Origin of the sequence: Polaromonas sp. JS666 (assembly GCF_000013865.1) — a bacterium.
GTDB lineage: Bacteria > Pseudomonadota > Gammaproteobacteria > Burkholderiales > Burkholderiaceae_C > Polaromonas.
The window spans coordinates 2,413,691-2,428,456 of sequence record NC_007948.1 but is presented as its reverse complement, the minus strand read 5'-3'; the positions used below and the strand labels follow the sequence as shown (position 1 = coordinate 2,428,456).

Annotated in this window: 12 protein-coding genes and 1 tRNA gene; 7 read left to right on the top strand and 6 right to left on the bottom strand. The window is 58.1% G+C overall.

Features of this window, described 5'->3' with window-relative positions:
- The first annotated feature begins 103 nt into the window (after window positions 1-103).
- The 4 genes from BPRO_RS11585 (at window position 104) to BPRO_RS28000 (ending at window position 5,792) form a co-directional block, all read left to right on the top strand.
- Window positions 104-469: an SPW repeat protein gene (locus BPRO_RS11585; RefSeq protein ID WP_041388758.1), complete on the top strand. Its 366-nt coding sequence runs from the start codon at window positions 104-106 to the stop codon at window positions 467-469.
- Between the two features lie 204 nt (window positions 470-673).
- On the top strand, window positions 674-3,079 hold the full coding sequence (locus tag BPRO_RS11580; protein WP_011483250.1) for a penicillin-binding protein 1A: 2,406 nt from the start codon (window positions 674-676) through the stop codon (window positions 3,077-3,079).
- Window positions 3,080-3,204: 125 nt separating this feature from the next.
- Complete coding sequence (locus tag BPRO_RS11575) at window positions 3,205-4,425, top strand: MFS transporter (protein ID WP_011483249.1); 1,221 nt, start codon at window positions 3,205-3,207, stop codon at window positions 4,423-4,425.
- A 269-nt stretch (window positions 4,426-4,694) separates the two neighbouring features.
- Entirely contained in the window at window positions 4,695-5,792 is a 1,098-nt protein-coding gene (locus BPRO_RS28000) for a DUF2279 domain-containing protein (protein WP_011483248.1), read from the top strand.
- A gap of 305 nt (window positions 5,793-6,097) precedes the next feature.
- Here BPRO_RS28000 and BPRO_RS11565 read toward each other — a convergent pair.
- Together BPRO_RS11565 and BPRO_RS29570 are read right to left on the bottom strand one after the other, a co-directional pair.
- Window positions 6,098-6,173, bottom strand: a tRNA-Asn gene (locus BPRO_RS11565).
- 21 nt (window positions 6,174-6,194) lie between these two features.
- Window positions 6,195-6,452 carry a hypothetical protein gene (locus BPRO_RS29570; RefSeq protein WP_157045783.1) on the bottom strand — a complete coding sequence of 86 codons (258 nt, stop codon included), beginning with the start codon at window positions 6,450-6,452 and terminating at the stop codon, window positions 6,195-6,197.
- Here BPRO_RS29570 and aat point away from each other — a divergent pair.
- From aat to BPRO_RS11550, 3 genes are all read left to right on the top strand, one after another.
- On the top strand, window positions 6,451-7,218 hold the full coding sequence (gene aat, locus BPRO_RS11560) for a leucyl/phenylalanyl-tRNA--protein transferase (protein WP_011483247.1): 768 nt from the start codon (window positions 6,451-6,453) through the stop codon (window positions 7,216-7,218). The two genes, BPRO_RS29570 and aat, sit on opposite strands and share 2 nt — an antisense overlap.
- On the top strand, window positions 7,215-7,979 hold the full coding sequence (locus BPRO_RS11555; RefSeq protein ID WP_011483246.1) for an arginyltransferase: 765 nt from the start codon (window positions 7,215-7,217) through the stop codon (window positions 7,977-7,979). Before aat ends, BPRO_RS11555 begins: the two co-directional genes overlap by 4 nt.
- Before the next feature lie 94 nt (window positions 7,980-8,073).
- Window positions 8,074-8,853: an IclR family transcriptional regulator gene (locus tag BPRO_RS11550; RefSeq protein ID WP_011483245.1), complete on the top strand. Its 780-nt coding sequence runs from the start codon at window positions 8,074-8,076 to the stop codon at window positions 8,851-8,853.
- 82 nt (window positions 8,854-8,935) lie between these two features.
- Here the strand turns inward: BPRO_RS11550 and pbpG are convergent, their stop codons facing one another.
- The 4 genes from pbpG to pssA all read right to left on the bottom strand — a co-directional run bounded on the left by pbpG (window position 8,936) and on the right by pssA (window position 14,467).
- On the bottom strand, window positions 8,936-9,997 hold the full coding sequence (pbpG, locus tag BPRO_RS11545) for a D-alanyl-D-alanine endopeptidase (RefSeq protein WP_011483244.1): 1,062 nt from the start codon (window positions 9,995-9,997) through the stop codon (window positions 8,936-8,938).
- A 207-nt stretch (window positions 9,998-10,204) separates the two neighbouring features.
- Window positions 10,205-11,746, bottom strand: a complete 1,542-nt coding sequence (locus BPRO_RS11540; protein ID WP_011483243.1) for a 2-isopropylmalate synthase — start codon at window positions 11,744-11,746, stop codon at window positions 10,205-10,207.
- 38 nt (window positions 11,747-11,784) lie between these two features.
- Window positions 11,785-13,479, bottom strand: coding sequence for a 2-isopropylmalate synthase (gene leuA, locus BPRO_RS11535; protein ID WP_041389658.1), 1,695 nt, complete (start codon window positions 13,477-13,479; stop codon window positions 11,785-11,787).
- Between the two features lie 175 nt (window positions 13,480-13,654).
- A complete protein-coding gene (gene pssA / locus BPRO_RS11530; RefSeq protein WP_011483241.1) occupies window positions 13,655-14,467 on the bottom strand; it encodes a CDP-diacylglycerol--serine O-phosphatidyltransferase in 813 nt (270 codons plus the stop codon).
- Window positions 14,468-14,766 lie beyond the last annotated feature (299 nt).

Here is a 14,766-nt window from a genome sequence, read left to right as displayed (position 1 = left end):
GCGCTGACCAGGGCAGTGGGACGCCAGGGAAACGGGGAACAAAGTTGCGAATACTCAGTCTAAATCTCGTCACTTGGCGTTTCCAGTGACAGGAGGTGTAATCATGAAGCAACCGAAGCATTGGCAAGATCCCCTCAATGCCCTTATCGGGGTATGGGTCATTCTTTCCCCTTGGGCTCTGGGATTTCAGGACATCCAAATGGCTATGGCGAACGCAGTCGTCATCGGGGTGGCCCTGCTGGCCGCAGGGCTGGGAGCAACCTTCGTTCCGCGCGCTTGGGAAGAGTGGACCGAAGGCGCAATCGGGCTGTGGCTGATGGCGTCTCCTTGGGCGCTCGGGTTCAGCATGCATCGCAATGCCATGCTGAGTGCACTGATCGCTGGGATTGCGGTCGTCGCGCTTGCCCTATGGACGCTGTTGACCGACGAAGACTACAACGGCTGGTGGCGCGACCGGACAGCGCACTGACCCGCTCGCAGCCTCGTGCGGTCGACGAGCCGCGGCATGTTGTGGCACCCGTTTAAGCCGGGTGCGGGCTGAGTTTTGCATTGAGCCGATAAACCCGTGCTGCTGCACGGGATATCGGATATTGGCCGTTCCGGAAAGCATGTCAGCCCGCTTCCATTGCCCTCCTGCAGCCGCAGAACTCGCTCCACCCTACACTGGGGGTTGATGAAAAAACTCCTTGCCTGCGTCCAACCTTTCGCCACCGAAGCTCTTCACCACCTGCGCCACCCTACCCGGCGCGCAGTGGCCTTGTCGTTGGCTGCACTGCCGGTGCTGTTGCTGCTGTATGCGCTGATCCTGATTCCTTTCACCCCGAGCATCAAAGACGTCAGGAAAGCCAAATCGCAGCAGCCTGCGGTGGTTATGTCCGTCGACGGCAAGGAACTGGCCCTGTTCAAGCGCGCCAATCGCGACTGGGTCAAGCTCGCCGACATTTCACCCAACGTAGTTGCGGCACTGATTGCAACCGAGGACCACCGTTTTTATGAGCACCACGGGGTGGACCTCAGGCGAACGGCTTCCTCGGTTTTTCATACATTTACCGGCGATCTGCAGGGCGGCTCGACCATCACGCAGCAGCTCGCGCGTAACCTGTACCCCGAGGAGGTGGGCCGCGCGCGGAGTTTGACGCGCAAGTTCAAGGAAATCATCACGGCACTAAAAATCGAGGCTGTGTACACCAAGCAGGAGATCCTGGAGACCTACCTGAACACGGTGCCATTCCTTTACAACGCCTACGGCATTGAAATGGCTGCGCGCACCTACTTCGACAAGTCGGCTGAAGCGCTGGATGTACTGGAAAGCGCCACGCTGATCGGCATGTTGAAGGGCACCAGCTACTACAACCCGGTGTTGAACCCGGAACGTGCCGTGCAGCGACGCAACATCGTTCTTGGCCAGATGACCAAACACCAGAAGCTGGACGAAAAAAAGCTGGAGGGGCTGAAGAAAAGGCCGCTGAAGATCGATTTCGAGCGGCAGACCGAGCCGGTGGGCATGGCGCCCCATGTTGCCCAGCACCTGCGCAAATGGCTGATCGAATGGGCCGATCGCAACGACTACAACATTTACGCCGATGGCCTGGTGGTACGCACCACCATCGACTCGCGGCTGCAGAAGCTGGCCAGCCAGGCCGTGGCACGCCAAGCCGACAGCCTGCAGGCCTCGGCCAACGCCGAGTGGGGGCCTCGGGCATGGGGTACCAAAAAAGAGCTGGTACGCGCCCTCGTGCGGGACACGCGCGACTACAAAGCTGCACGTGAATCAGGCCAAAGCGACGAGCAGGCGCTCAAACAGGTGCAGGCCGATGCGGCCACGATGCGGGCATTGCGCGAAGACAAGACCCGCCTGCAGGCCGGCCTTGTGGCCATGGACCCCAGAAACGGGCATGTGATGGCCTGGGTCGGCAGCCGTGACTTTGCACAGGACCAGTTCGACCATGTGCAACAGGCGCGCAGGCAGCCCGGCTCCACCTTCAAGCCTTTTGTTTACGCTGCGGCCTTCGAGCAGGGCGCGCTGGCGACCGATGGTTTTGTGGATCAGGCGGTGGAGATCCCGCTGGGCGGCGGCGCCGTCTGGCGGCCCACCGACGCCGGTGCACCCAGCGGATTGACGATGACCCTGCGCGACGGGCTGGTGTATTCCAAGAACACCATCACGGCCCAGGTCATGCAGACGGTAGGGCCCGCGAAGGTAGCCAAACTGGCCCATGCCATGGGCGTACGCCAAAGCAGGCTGGAGCAAGTGCCTTCGCTCGCATTGGGAAGCAGCCCTGTCACCTTGAAGGAAATGGTCTCGGCCTACAGCACCATCGCCAACAACGGCAACTACATTGAGCCGATTCTGGTCACCGCTGTTGAAGACCGCCATGGGAAGGTGCTTGAAGCGTTTCAGGCCCAACCGCAGGAGCAGGCCATGTCGCTGGCCCATGCGCAAACGCTGGTCGATGTGATGCGTGGCGTCATTGACAAGGGCACAGGTGCCGCCATCCGGAGTCGATTCGGCATTCAGGCCGACGTGGCAGGCAAGACAGGCACGACCCAGGACAACACCGATGGCTGGTTCATCCTGATGCACCCGCAGCTGGTGGCTGGGGCCTGGGTCGGCTTCAACGATAACCGGGTGACAATGGGCGACTACTGGGGACCAGGCGCACGCAGCGCACTACCCATCGTCGGCGACTTCTTTGCGCTGTCGCTACGCAGCCGGGTGATTGACCAGCAGGCACGATTTTCCGCGCCGCAAACTGGTGGCATGGCAAGTCAGGTCAATGACTGGTTCAGCGGCCTGTTCCCCGCCAGCCCGGCGCCGCAACCAGCACCCGTCCCCGACGCCGAGGTCATTTTGGCACCCGAACCAGCCCCGCCGCCAACGCCGCCCACACCGTCTCCACCCGCTGCGCCGTCAGTCCTTGTATTGCCGAACGCGCCTTCGCAAGCAGGGCCGCCGCCCGGCGCCACGGATCCGCGGTTCGTGTTCATCCCCTCCCGACCGGTCGCCCCGCCCGATCGCGGCGGAGTCCCTATCCTGCGTGAATCCACGGTACCGGAAAACGCCGGCACCGGGCAGTAAGCTCTCAATCCCCTGGCAGGTACGTGGGTCAGCGCTGCCTACGCTGCCTACAATCGACCGGCACAGACGTCAGGCTCCAGCCCGTACTGAACTGGCACACCCGATCAGCCTGACTTCATCCATCCATGACCACCGGTTCCGCCACCCTCTCCGCGGCTACGCGACGTTCCGTCCTGCTGCTGTCTTTTGCCACCTTCGCCAGCATGGCGGCACAGCGTATTTGCGACGCGATGCTCCCCGAGCTTTCACGTACTTTTTCCGTGAGCCTGGCGCAGGCGGCGCAGGTGGTGTCGGTGTTTGCGGTGGTGTACGGCCTGGCACAGCTGTTTTATGGCCCGCTGGGCGACCGGCGGAGCAAGTTCGGCATCGTCACTTTTGCCACGCTGTCGTGTTGCGCTGGCAGCCTCATGTCGGCTTTTGCTGTCAGCCTGGACATGCTGGTGCTGGCGCGTGTCATGGTGGCGCTGGGCGCGGCGGCCATTATTCCGCTGTCCATGGCATGGATCGGCGACACCGTCGCCTACGAGCTGCGCCAGGAAACGCTGGCACGCGTCGGCCTGGGCACCACGCTGGGTATTGTGTGTGGCCAGCTGGTGGGCGGCTTGTTGAGCGATACGCTGGGCTGGCGCTGGGCGTTCGGACTCATGACGTTGCTGTTCGGCGTGGTGGGATCGCTTCTCTTCATCGACCGGCGCCGCCAGCAGGCCGAACGCCTGCCAACCACCAACACCGAACCCGTCGTGCGGCCCGGTTTTGTGGCGCAGGCCCTGATCATCATCACCGGACCGTGGTCGCGCATCGTGCTCGGGGTCGCTTTTGTCGAAGGCGCGGCAGGCTTCGGCGTGCTGGCCATCTGGGCGTCGCATCTGCACCAGGCGCTGGGCCTGTCGCTGTCGGCAGCTGGTGCCATTGTGGCGCTGTTCGGCCTGGGCGGCATGCTTTACATGGTGGTGGCGCGCCAGTTGATTCGGCGCTTGGGTGAACAGGGTTTGACCCTGCTGGGGGGCAGCCTGATGGGGCTGTCTGCGCTAGTGCTGGGCTTCACGCCGCACTGGTTACTCAGCCTTCCGGCATGCCTGCTGGCCGGTTTTGGCTTCTTCATGTTCCACAACACCATGCAGACCAATGCCACGCAGATGGCGCCTAAGGCACGCGGCACAGGCGTGTCCCTGTTCGCCTCGGCACTGTTCATGGGCCAGTCGGTGGGCGTGCTGCTGGCCGCCGGCCTGGTGGACCGCATCGGCTCCGGCGCCGTGATTGCGCTCGGAGGCGGCGTGTTGGTGAGCATTGGTATTTTCTTCGCGCGGGCATTGCGCCGGCGTGAGGAGTTGATGCGCCTGCAGTGAGTGCTGGAGGACATTCGCTGCGCCACTTGGGATAGATTGGTATGCCCGTTTTTTTAACGCAAAATCCAAATCCTGTTGCCCCCGTCACCTCGGCTTGAGCGCGGGAAATGGCAGCAACGTCATTACTCGCCATGCGCCTGGCCTGGCCAGAAAAACAAGGGCCCGCACTTTCCGTGCGGGCCATTGTTTTATATTGGCTCCCACACAGGAATAGCTGAAATTACACTGAGACTCATAATCCCTGCAGGCAATTAACAAGGACTAGCGGTATGGACATCCTCCTTAAGCCTCGAAACCTCAGCGCTGGCTTGCTGATCGCCGCAGTCAGTCTATTTTCTGCTTCCAGTATTGCATCGCCGCCGTCCACCATCGACGAAAGACAGATCTTCGCCTCGCAACTTTCGATAGCGCAGCAAGATGACTGGGGGGGAGCTGTGCTGGACGACGCCACAGCCGTGGCGGTGGCGCCGGATACCACCGGGGCTCCCGCTGCGCTGCCAGCAGCCGATGAGCCACGCGCGCCTGCAGACGAAGTACCTGTTGCAGCAGAACCCGTACCCGCGCAGCCTGCCGTGCTCAATCAAAAAACCACACGCTTTCGCACGGCAGCGCTGATGGCCGCCAGCATCGGCGGAACGCTGGCCTACGGGCGGGCCAAGTGGTGGCAAGACGGGTTCGCCGGTGGCTTCAAGACCGTCAATGAAGGCTGGTTCGGCCAGGACACGAACTATGGAGGCGCCGACAAGCTCGGCCATGCCATGTTTGCCTACACCGGTACCCGGTTGTTGACGCGGGCCTTCGAATGGGCGGGAAACGATTCAGCAACCGCCCTGAAGCTGGGCCTATGGACATCGGTAGGCACCTTGATGGGGGTTGAGCTGATCGACGGCTTTTCCAAAAAATGGCGCTTCTCAAAAGAAGATGCCGTGGCTAATCTTGCAGGCGGCGCACTGGCCTATCTGATGGAGCGGAACCCCGAGCTGGACGCGCTGATCGACCTGCGACTTCAATACAGCTCGCCGTCAGGAGGACACAAATTCGATCCGTTTGGCGACTACTCCAGCCAGCGCTACCTGCTGGTGCTCAAGGCCAGCGGCGTGCCGGCATTCAAGCAGCACCCGCTTCTCAAGTACCTTGAGATTAACCTCGGCTACGGAGCGCGCAACTTCGACACGAACTCGCGTGCGCTGATGCCACCGACCCGCCACGCCTACTTCGGCATATCACTCAATCTGTCGGAACTGCTGCGCAACACGGTTTACAAGGGCAACGCCAGTCCCTCGCGTACCCAGCGCGTGACCGAGACCTTCTTCGAGTTCATGCAAATCCCGGCTGCCACGATGCAGGCCGATCACGTCATCCGTTGATTGGGTGATGGAGTTCTCGAACTTTACGTTGGTACGGCTGGCAAGGAGCAGGTCAAGCGATACTGACGCCAATGAGGCGGACTTTTTCGCGCAGGTAAGCCCGATCGCGAGAAGTTCAAAATCAGGACAGATCAAAGCATTACCTGATTAGCTGAAGAACCTGATCAAGCACGTCGAACGGGTCATGAAGACCCGTCGATCAGTGGGTGCCGGCACAGACGCCTGCATCAGTTTTTCAATTCGCCAAAAAGAAAGCCTGCTATCTATTGAATAGCAGGCCTTCCAATACCCATGAGGGTTGTATTTGGCTCCTCAACCTGGGCTCGAACCAGGGACCTACGGATTAACAGTCCGGCGCTCTACCAACTGAGCTATTGAGGAATGCAGCCTTAGATTATAGCGTTATTTTTCTCCGATTTTCCGTCTCTCGCTTTGCTTATCAACACACCTCATCAGCAAGGCAACGACGCGACAGTTTTTTCCGGAAAAAAGAAATTTCCGATCTTTTAACAGGACACATTTTGCTATTAACTTAATAGCAAAAACATCAAGCCCTGCCAATCCACCGCGCCCACTCAAAGCTGCCAGCTCAGCTACCATCTGTGGATGTCTCTCCTGAAACATTTTTAAAGCTCTGATGTTGCCAAGATTTTGAGCCATGGGAAAACTGCCGCGCCCCGTACCCTGGCTTGCCGCCGGGGAGAATTTTCCTCCGCTGGAATTCGCTTGGGGGCGTCACGACCCTGCCCCCGGTCTGTTAGCCGCTGGCGCGGCGCTTGATGTGCCAACGTTGATTCAAGCTTATTCGCGCGGAATTTTCCCCTGGTTTAGTCTGGGCCAGCCGGTGCTCTGGTGGAGCCCAGACCCTCGGATGGTGCTGCATACCGAAAAATTCAAGCTGCATAGATCCCTGCGCAAAAGCCTGATTCATTTTCTGGACGATCCGGAATGCGAAATAAAGTTTGACAGTGCCTTTGAGCATGTCATCAAAGCCTGCGCCAGCCAACCCCGTGCGGGCCAGCCGGGCACCTGGATTGTTCCGGATATGGTGCAAGCCTACAGCAGCCTGCATCGGGCCGGGTATGCCCACAGTGTAGAAACATGGGTGCGCGGCAAGCTGGTAGGAGGTCTGTATTGCGTGAAATTGGGACGAATGGTATTTGGCGAATCCATGTTCGCCCATCAGACCGACGCCTCCAAGATTGCATTGGCTGCGCTTGTGGGTTTTTGCCGTGCCCACCAGATCGCCATGATTGACTGCCAGCAAAACACCCGCCATTTGGCCTCGCTCGGCGCGGCTGAAATTGATCGCGCGGACTTCGTGAGGCATCTGGCTCAAAACGTGGAGAAAACCACTCCCCCCTGGCAATTTGAACCCGTATACTGGAAACAGATACTGACGGCTGAAAAGCCGACGCTACCGTGACGCACCTCAAAGATCTGCCTCTGCAAACCTTGCAGTTTTATGCAACAGCGCCCTATCCCTGCAGCTATCTGCCGGGGAAGCAGGCCCGCTCTCAGGTTGCCACGCCCAGTCACCTGATCCACAACGACGCCTACTCGGAGCTTGTGACCAACGGGTTTCGGCGTAGTGGCATGTTCACCTATCGCCCTTATTGCGACGGATGCCAAGCCTGCGTTCCACTTCGTGTACCGGTCAAGAGCTTTAAGGCAGATCGCAGCCAGCGTCGCGCGTGGAGCCGCCATCAAGGAATGCAGGCTCGCGTGCTCAAACTGTGTTTCATGCCGGAGCACTACCAGCTCTATCTGCGCTATCAGAACGGCAGGCATGCAGGCGGGGGAATGGACCATGACAGCATCGATCAGTACACGCAATTCCTGCTGCAAAGCCGCGTGAATTCGCGGCTCGTGGAGTTTCGGGAAAGTCTGCCCAATGGTGAGGCAGGCGCACTGAAGATGGTCTCAATTCTTGACGTGCTGGAAGACGGCATCTCGGCGGTTTATACGTTTTATGAACCGGACACCCGAGCCAGCTACGGCAATTACAGCGTACTTTGGCAAATAGAGCAGGCCAGGAGACTGGAGCTGCCTTACGTATATTTGGGCTACTGGATAGCTCAAAGTCCAAAGATGAACTACAAGGCCGGATTCAAGCCGCACGAAATACTCGTGAATGGTCAGTGGACTCCCTCTGATGCGGCTACCCGGCGACCTAAAACGGACTGACCTGGCCAAAGGAAATACAACCGGACACCAGCAAACAAAATCAGCAGATGCATTGTGATTTCATAGCGTAAAATTTAATGCGTATAGTCTGCACATGAAAAAGTCCGACGCCACCCTCGCCGCAACCCCGACCGTTCAGGTCATCGAACGCATGTTCAATCTGCTGGAAATTCTCGCCAATCGCGAAGAGGCGGTGTCCCTCAAGGAGATCAGCGAAAAATCCGGACTTCACCCCTCCACCGCCCACCGCATACTGAACGACCTGGCCACTGGACGTTTTGTCGACCGCCCCTCGGCGGGCAACTATCGGCTGGGCATGCGCCTCCTGGAGCTCGGGAATCTCGTCAAGGCGCGATTGAATGTCCGCGACGCAGCCCTTACGCCGATGCGCGAATTGCACAAGCTCACTCAGCAGCCCGTTAACCTCAGCATGCGGCAAGGTGATGAAATTGTGTATGTGGAGCGTGCTTACAGCGAACGATCCGGGATGCAGGTGGTGCGGGCCATCGGTGGGCGGGCACCGCTGCATTTAACCTCGGTGGGTAAGCTGTTTCTGGCTTTTGACGATCCCCAACGACTGCGCACCTATGCCACTCGCACCGGCCTGTCGGGACAGACCCGAAACAGCATCACGCAGTTATCGGTACTGGAACGCGAACTCGCCAAAGCGCGGCAATACGGCATCGCGCGCGACAATGAAGAGTTGGAATTGGGTGTGCGTTGCATGGCCGCCGGCATCTACGACGATCAGAACCAATTGGTGGCAGGTCTTTCCATTTCGGCGCCCGCCGACAGGCTCGATGAGCACTGGCTACCCAAACTGCAGGCGACTGCCAACGAAATTTCAGCCGCACTGGGCTACAAACCCAAGTAAAAAGGAAGCGAGCCACCTTGGCTCTGCGTCGAGTCGCGATGAAAGTCGCGATGAAAATAGTGCGGGCTACCCGCACGAAACATCAACCGCCAATCTGGCTGGCTGAAGCGCTGATGTCTATCTTGTTGTCGGTCAAAGGGGTTGACTCTACCCAACGGCGCACGCGCTCGGCATCACCCAGGCGGCTGAGCTTGCCGGCGGAATCGAGAAACACCATGATGAGCTTGCGGCCGGCGATTTTGGTCTGCATCACGAGGCACTGACCAGCTTCAGAGATGTAGCCAGTTTTCTGCAGACCGATATCCCAGTCCGGATTCTTCACCAGGCGGTTCGTGTTGTTGTATTGCAGCGTGCGCTTGCCAACAGCCACCTGATAGCCAGTGGACGTGGACAATTCGCGAAGCACCGGATCTCCATGCGCGGCATTGACCAGTGTGGCCAAATCTTGCGCACTGGACTGGTTGCGGCTGGAAAGGCCCGTTGGTTCGACATAGCTGGTGTCATTCATGCCCAGCATTTTTGCCTTGGCGTTCATCAGGTTGACGAACGTGGGCATGCCGCCGGGGTAGGTGCGACCCAAGGCATGCGCCGCACGATTTTCGCTCGACATCAGGGCCAGATGCAACAACTCTCCACGAGTCAGCGTAGTGCCAACCCTGAGTCGCGAACTGCTGCCTTTTTCGGTGTCGACGTCATCCTGCGTCACCGTGATCATCTCGTCCATGGGCAGCTTGGCACCGCTGATGATGACACCGGTCATCAATTTGGTGAGCGACGCGATCGGCAAAACGGCGTGGTCATTTTTGCTGAACAGCACTTCACGCGTATCCTGGTCAATGACCAGCGCCACGCTCGACTTCAACTCCAGTGGATCCAGAGCCCCATGCAGGCCAGCCATCTGACCGAAAGAAGGTTTCGCGGGAATAGCCGCACGAACAATGGTTCTACCTTTTGTGCCCGCTGTAAACCGGGCACTCTTGCGGGCTGTGACAGCTTTTTTGGTAACAGTTATCTTCGCGGCGCGCTGCTTTTTTACAATTTCGGTCTTGTCAGTTGCCGCATTGGACACCGGCATTGCAAGTCCAGCAAACAAAGCCAGGAATCCAACGATTTTTAATGCGCGATTGAAAATCTGATGAGACATGGTGAATTTTGCCTGCCGTGGATTGCAATGTAAGTAATGGATGCAGTGTATACAAATAGAAAAAGTCACGCAATATCAAAAACTTGCGCGACTTTCCTAAAAACTCATCAGTTTCGGGAGGAATTCGATATCCCAGATCGAAATTCTCGCTAGAACATTAATCTAAGTCATTGAATTTAAACATTATTTAAAGCAGACGACGGAAGATCAACCCTGTGCAGCAACGCGGTCAGCCTTGCTCTGAAGCTTGTTCAACGCGCTAAGGTAGGCTTTTGCCGACGCCACCACGATATCCGGGTCCGCCCCAACGCCATTCACCACGCGTCCGTTATTTTGTAACCGCACGGTGACTTCACCCTGGCTCTCGGTGGATCCGCTGATGGCGTTCACCGAATACAGCACCATCTCCGCTCCGCTCTTCACATGCGTTTCGATGGCCTTGAGCGAAGCATCCACCGGGCCATTACCATCCGATTCGCCTCGAATTTCCTTGCCGGCCACGGTGAACACAACGACCGCATGCGGCCGTTCACCGGTTTCGCTGTGCTGTGCCAAGGATACGAACCCATACTGCTCCTGGTCATGATGAGTGATGCTTTCGTCACTGACCAGCGCCAGGATGTCTTCGTCGAATATCTCGCTTTTCCGGTCGGCCAGTTCCTTGAATCTGGCAAATGCCGTATTGATGTCGGCCTCGCTTTCCAGCGCCACACCGAGGTCCTGCAAGCGTTGCTTGAAGGCATTGCGGCCGCTGAGCTTGCCCAGTACCATTTTGCTGGCACTCCAGCCCACATCTTCGGCACGCATGATCTCGTACGTCTCGCGCGCCTTCAGCATGCCGTCCTGGTGAATACCCGACGCGTGTGCGAATGCGTTGGCACCCACCACGGCCTTGTTGGGCTGCACCACGAAACCGGTGGTCTGGCTGACCATGCGGCTGGCCGCCACGATATGCAACGGATCAATGTTCATCTCAAGATTGAAATAGTCCTTGCGTGTTTTCACGGCCATGACAATTTCTTCAAGTGAGCAGTTGCCGGCGCGCTCACCGAGCCCGTTGATTGTGCATTCCACTTGCCGCGCGCCGCCGATCATCACGCCCGCCAGTGAATTGGCAACCGCCATGCCCAGGTCATTGTGGCAATGAACGGACCAGATAGCCTTGTCACTGTTGGGGACGCGTTCGCGCAACGTTTTGATGAAGTGGCCGTAAAGCTCAGGCACCGCATAACCCACCGTGTCTGGCACATTGATCGTCGTGGCGCCCTCGTCAATCACAGCCTCAAGCACGCGGCACAGGTAGTCAACGTCGCTGCGATAGCCGTCCTCGGGACTGAACTCGACATCCGCCACCAGATTGCGGGCAAAACGCACCGAGAGCCTGGCCTGTTCCAGCACCTGCTCCGGCGTCATGCGCAGCTTCTTTTCCATGTGCAGCGCACTGGTAGCGATGAAGGTATGAATACGGGCGTTGTTGGCGCCTTTGAGTGCTTCAGCGGCGCGAGAAATATCACGGTCATTGGCGCGCGACAACGAGCAAATGGTGGAATCCCTGATCGTATTCGCGATCGCCTGCACGGCCTCAAAATCGCCGTTGGAGCTTGCTGCAAATCCGGCCTCGATAACGTCCACTTTCAGACGCTCCAGCTGGCGCGCAATGCGCAGTTTTTCATCTTTCGTCATGGACGCGCCGGGCGACTGCTCGCCATCGCGTAAGGTGGTATCAAAAATGATCAGTTTGTCGGTCATGGCAAGCTCCTGGTGGGCTGGTCGCTGTACTGTAGGTCTCAATGTGCAATGGTAGCCGTAGCGGCGCCCTGTCCGGCCCTGCTGCGCTGCAGGCCCGAGACGATCGCCTTGAGCGACGCCGAAACGATATTGCCGTCCATGCCAATGCCAAAGAGCGTCTGGTCGTTGATGCGCAGTTCCAGGTAAGCCACGGCCTGCGCGCTGGCACCGGAGCCGATGGCGTGCTCGTGGTAATCGAGAACGCGAACCGCATGGCCAGTCGCCGCATTGAGGCCCGCGACAAAGGCATCAATCGGGCCAGTGCCCTTGCCTTCAACCTGATGGTTGCGCCCGGCGATTCGTACATGGGCCTTGATGTTGAACGACTTGCCATCAGCGTTGCCCGTTTCCTCAATCACGAGATGCTGAGGCGCGGCGACAGTCTGGACGCCATATTCTTTTTCAAGCAACGCAAAAATATCTTGCGCTGTCAGTTCCTTGCCTGTGGCATCCATCACGCCCTGCACCACCTGACTGAATTCGATCTGCAGGCGGCGCGGAAGCTCCAGGCCGAACTCGCTTTCGAGCAGGTAGGCAATACCGCCCTTGCCCGACTGGCTGTTGACGCGAATCACCGCTTCATAGCTGCGGCCGAGGTCCTTCGGGTCGATGGGCAGGTAGGGCATGTCCCAGATATCGCCCTCCTTGCGCGCGGCGAACGCTTTTTTGATCGCATCCTGGTGCGAACCCGAAAACGACGTGTAAACCAGGTCACCCGCATAAGGATGACGCGGATGCACGGGCAACTGGTTGCAGTATTCCACCGTCCGGCGTATCTCGTCGATTTCCGAGAAATCGAGGCCCGGCGACACACCCTGGGTGTAAAGGTTGAGCGCAACGTTGACGAGGTCAAGGTTGCCCGTGCGTTCACCGTTGCCGAAAAGACAACCTTCGATGCGATCGGCGCCGGCCATCAGGGCAAATTCCCCGGCCGCTGTGCCCGTTCCCCTGTCGTTGTGCGGATGAACGGACAAAACAATGGCATCGCGCCGCGCCAGGTGCCGATGCATCCACTCCATCATGTCGGCAAAGATGTTGGGAGTGGAGTGCTCAACCGTCGACGGCAGGTTGATGATGCACTTGTGTCCGGGCGTGGGCTGCCATACCTCGGTCACCGCATCGACGACACGCCTGGAAAACTCAAGCTCGGTTCCCGACCACATTTCAGGCGAATACTGGAACGTCCAGTGCGTGCCGGTCTGCTCGGCAGCCAATTGCATGAAGAGGCGCGCGTTGTCCGTCGCGAGCTTGACAATTTGGTCCTCATCCATGCCCAGTACGACACGGCGCATGACTGGAGCAGTGGCATTGTAGAGATGGACGATTGCTTTCTTGGTGCCTTTGAGCGCCTCGAACGTGCGGCGAATCAGCGGCTCCCGGGCCTGTGTAAGCACCTGGATGGTGACATCGTCAGGGATCAGCTTGTCGTCGATCAGGTGGCGAAGAAAGTCGAATTCAATTTGCGAGGCTGAGGGAAAACCGACTTCAATTTCCTTGAAGCCGATCTTCACCAAGGTCTCGAACATCTTGAGTTTGCGCGGAATGTCCATCGGCTCGATAAGCGCCTGATTGCCGTCGCGCAGGTCGACGCTGCACCAGATCGGCGCGCGTGTCAGCACCGCGTCGGGCCAGGTCCGGTCGGCCAGGCGAATGGGGGGAAAGGACTTGTATTTGCTCGAAGGTGTTTTCAACATGTTCATCTCGTCAACTTTGAAGATTTCAAAAACCAGCAACCCAAAGAAAAACGGCCCGTTGCTGTTGCAAACGGGCCGTTGAATTGGGTGTACGCGTGCGCGCTACCGTCTCCGCCCGTTGGCAGATAGCAATAGTGCAAGCGAAATTTGTTTCATGAAATTAATATACCACACTTTATTTGTGAAGACCGCGCTCGTCAGGCTCATCCGTGGACGTCGAGATCACGCTGGTCTGCAGACCCTTGGCCCTGCGCCAGCCATACAAGACGTAACCGGACAACCCATAAATCACAAACAGCGCAAACATCACGGTGGGAGGATGAATGTTGATTACCGCGATTCCCAGCGCGATCAGCACAATGACGGCAAATGGCACACTGCGCTTCAGGCTGAGATCCTTAAAGCTGTAAAACGGAACATTGGTCACCATCGTCAAACCGGCGTAAAGCGTCAGGCCAAAGGTAATCCAGCGAACCTCCAGCCCATCGACTCCCGCGTCGGTCATCAGCCAGATAAAGCCAGCCACAAGCGCCGCGGCGGCCGGCGACGGGAGGCCCTGAAAAAATCGCTTGTCAACCACGGCGGTGTTGACGTTGAAGCGAGCCAGACGTAACGCCGCGCAGGCACAGTACACAAAAGCACCTATCCAGCCCCAGCGTCCAAGGCTGGTAAGCGCCCATACATAGGCGATCAATGCCGGTGCCGCGCCAAAAGAAACCATGTCTGACAGGGAGTCCATCTGCTCGCCAAAGGCGCTTTGGGTATTGGTCATGCGAGCCACCCGGCCATCCAGGCTATCGAGCACCATGGCCCAAAACACACCAATGGCCGCCTGGTCAAAACGCCCGTTCATGGCCATGACGATGGCATAGAAGCCACCAAACAGCGCCGCCAGCGTAAACAGGTTGGGCAGTATGTAAATGCCTTTACGCCGTTTGCGCACAACTATCTCGTCGGGCACTGAAATCGATTCCTCGCCGTCATGCATAAAAATTCTCCTGAAGCACAAGCCTTGTGCGCAATGTTTACGTGCTACTTAATTCATAGCATCTATGGGCATCTGGTAAACACCAGATGAATAGCACACCAATATCCGCCAAACGTGGCCGAGAAATCACACCCTGCGTTACAAAGGTGTCCTTTGAAAGTTAACTGTCTGAGGATACCAAATCAATTGCCCGGATAAAGGCAAAGCGACAGGGAGCGCTGTCGAGTTTGACGCTGACATGAAAAAAGCCGCGCAAGCGGATTGCGCGGCTTTTTGCAGGACAAGGCCTGATGGATAGT

Bases quoted from the DNA above. Each gene is read 5' to 3' on its own strand.
- BPRO_RS11585 (WP_041388758.1), top strand. From the start codon at position 104: ATGAAGCAACCGAAGCATTGGCAAGATCCCCTCAATGCCCTTATCGGG.
- leuA (WP_041389658.1), bottom strand. From the start codon at position 13,479: ATGTTGAAAACACCTTCGAGCAAATACAAGTCCTTTCCCCCCATTCGC.
- aat (WP_011483247.1), top strand. From the start codon at position 6,451: ATGGGAAAACTGCCGCGCCCCGTACCCTGGCTTGCCGCCGGGGAGAAT.
- BPRO_RS11580 (WP_011483250.1), top strand. From the start codon at position 674: ATGAAAAAACTCCTTGCCTGCGTCCAACCTTTCGCCACCGAAGCTCTT.
- pssA (WP_011483241.1), bottom strand. From the start codon at position 14,467: ATGCATGACGGCGAGGAATCGATTTCAGTGCCCGACGAGATAGTTGTG.
- BPRO_RS29570 (WP_157045783.1), bottom strand. From the start codon at position 6,452: ATGGCTCAAAATCTTGGCAACATCAGAGCTTTAAAAATGTTTCAGGAG.
- pbpG (WP_011483244.1), bottom strand. From the start codon at position 9,997: ATGTCTCATCAGATTTTCAATCGCGCATTAAAAATCGTTGGATTCCTG.
- BPRO_RS11550 (WP_011483245.1), top strand. From the start codon at position 8,074: ATGAAAAAGTCCGACGCCACCCTCGCCGCAACCCCGACCGTTCAGGTC.
- BPRO_RS11575 (WP_011483249.1), top strand. From the start codon at position 3,205: ATGACCACCGGTTCCGCCACCCTCTCCGCGGCTACGCGACGTTCCGTC.
- BPRO_RS28000 (WP_011483248.1), top strand. From the start codon at position 4,695: ATGGACATCCTCCTTAAGCCTCGAAACCTCAGCGCTGGCTTGCTGATC.
- BPRO_RS11540 (WP_011483243.1), bottom strand. From the start codon at position 11,746: ATGACCGACAAACTGATCATTTTTGATACCACCTTACGCGATGGCGAG.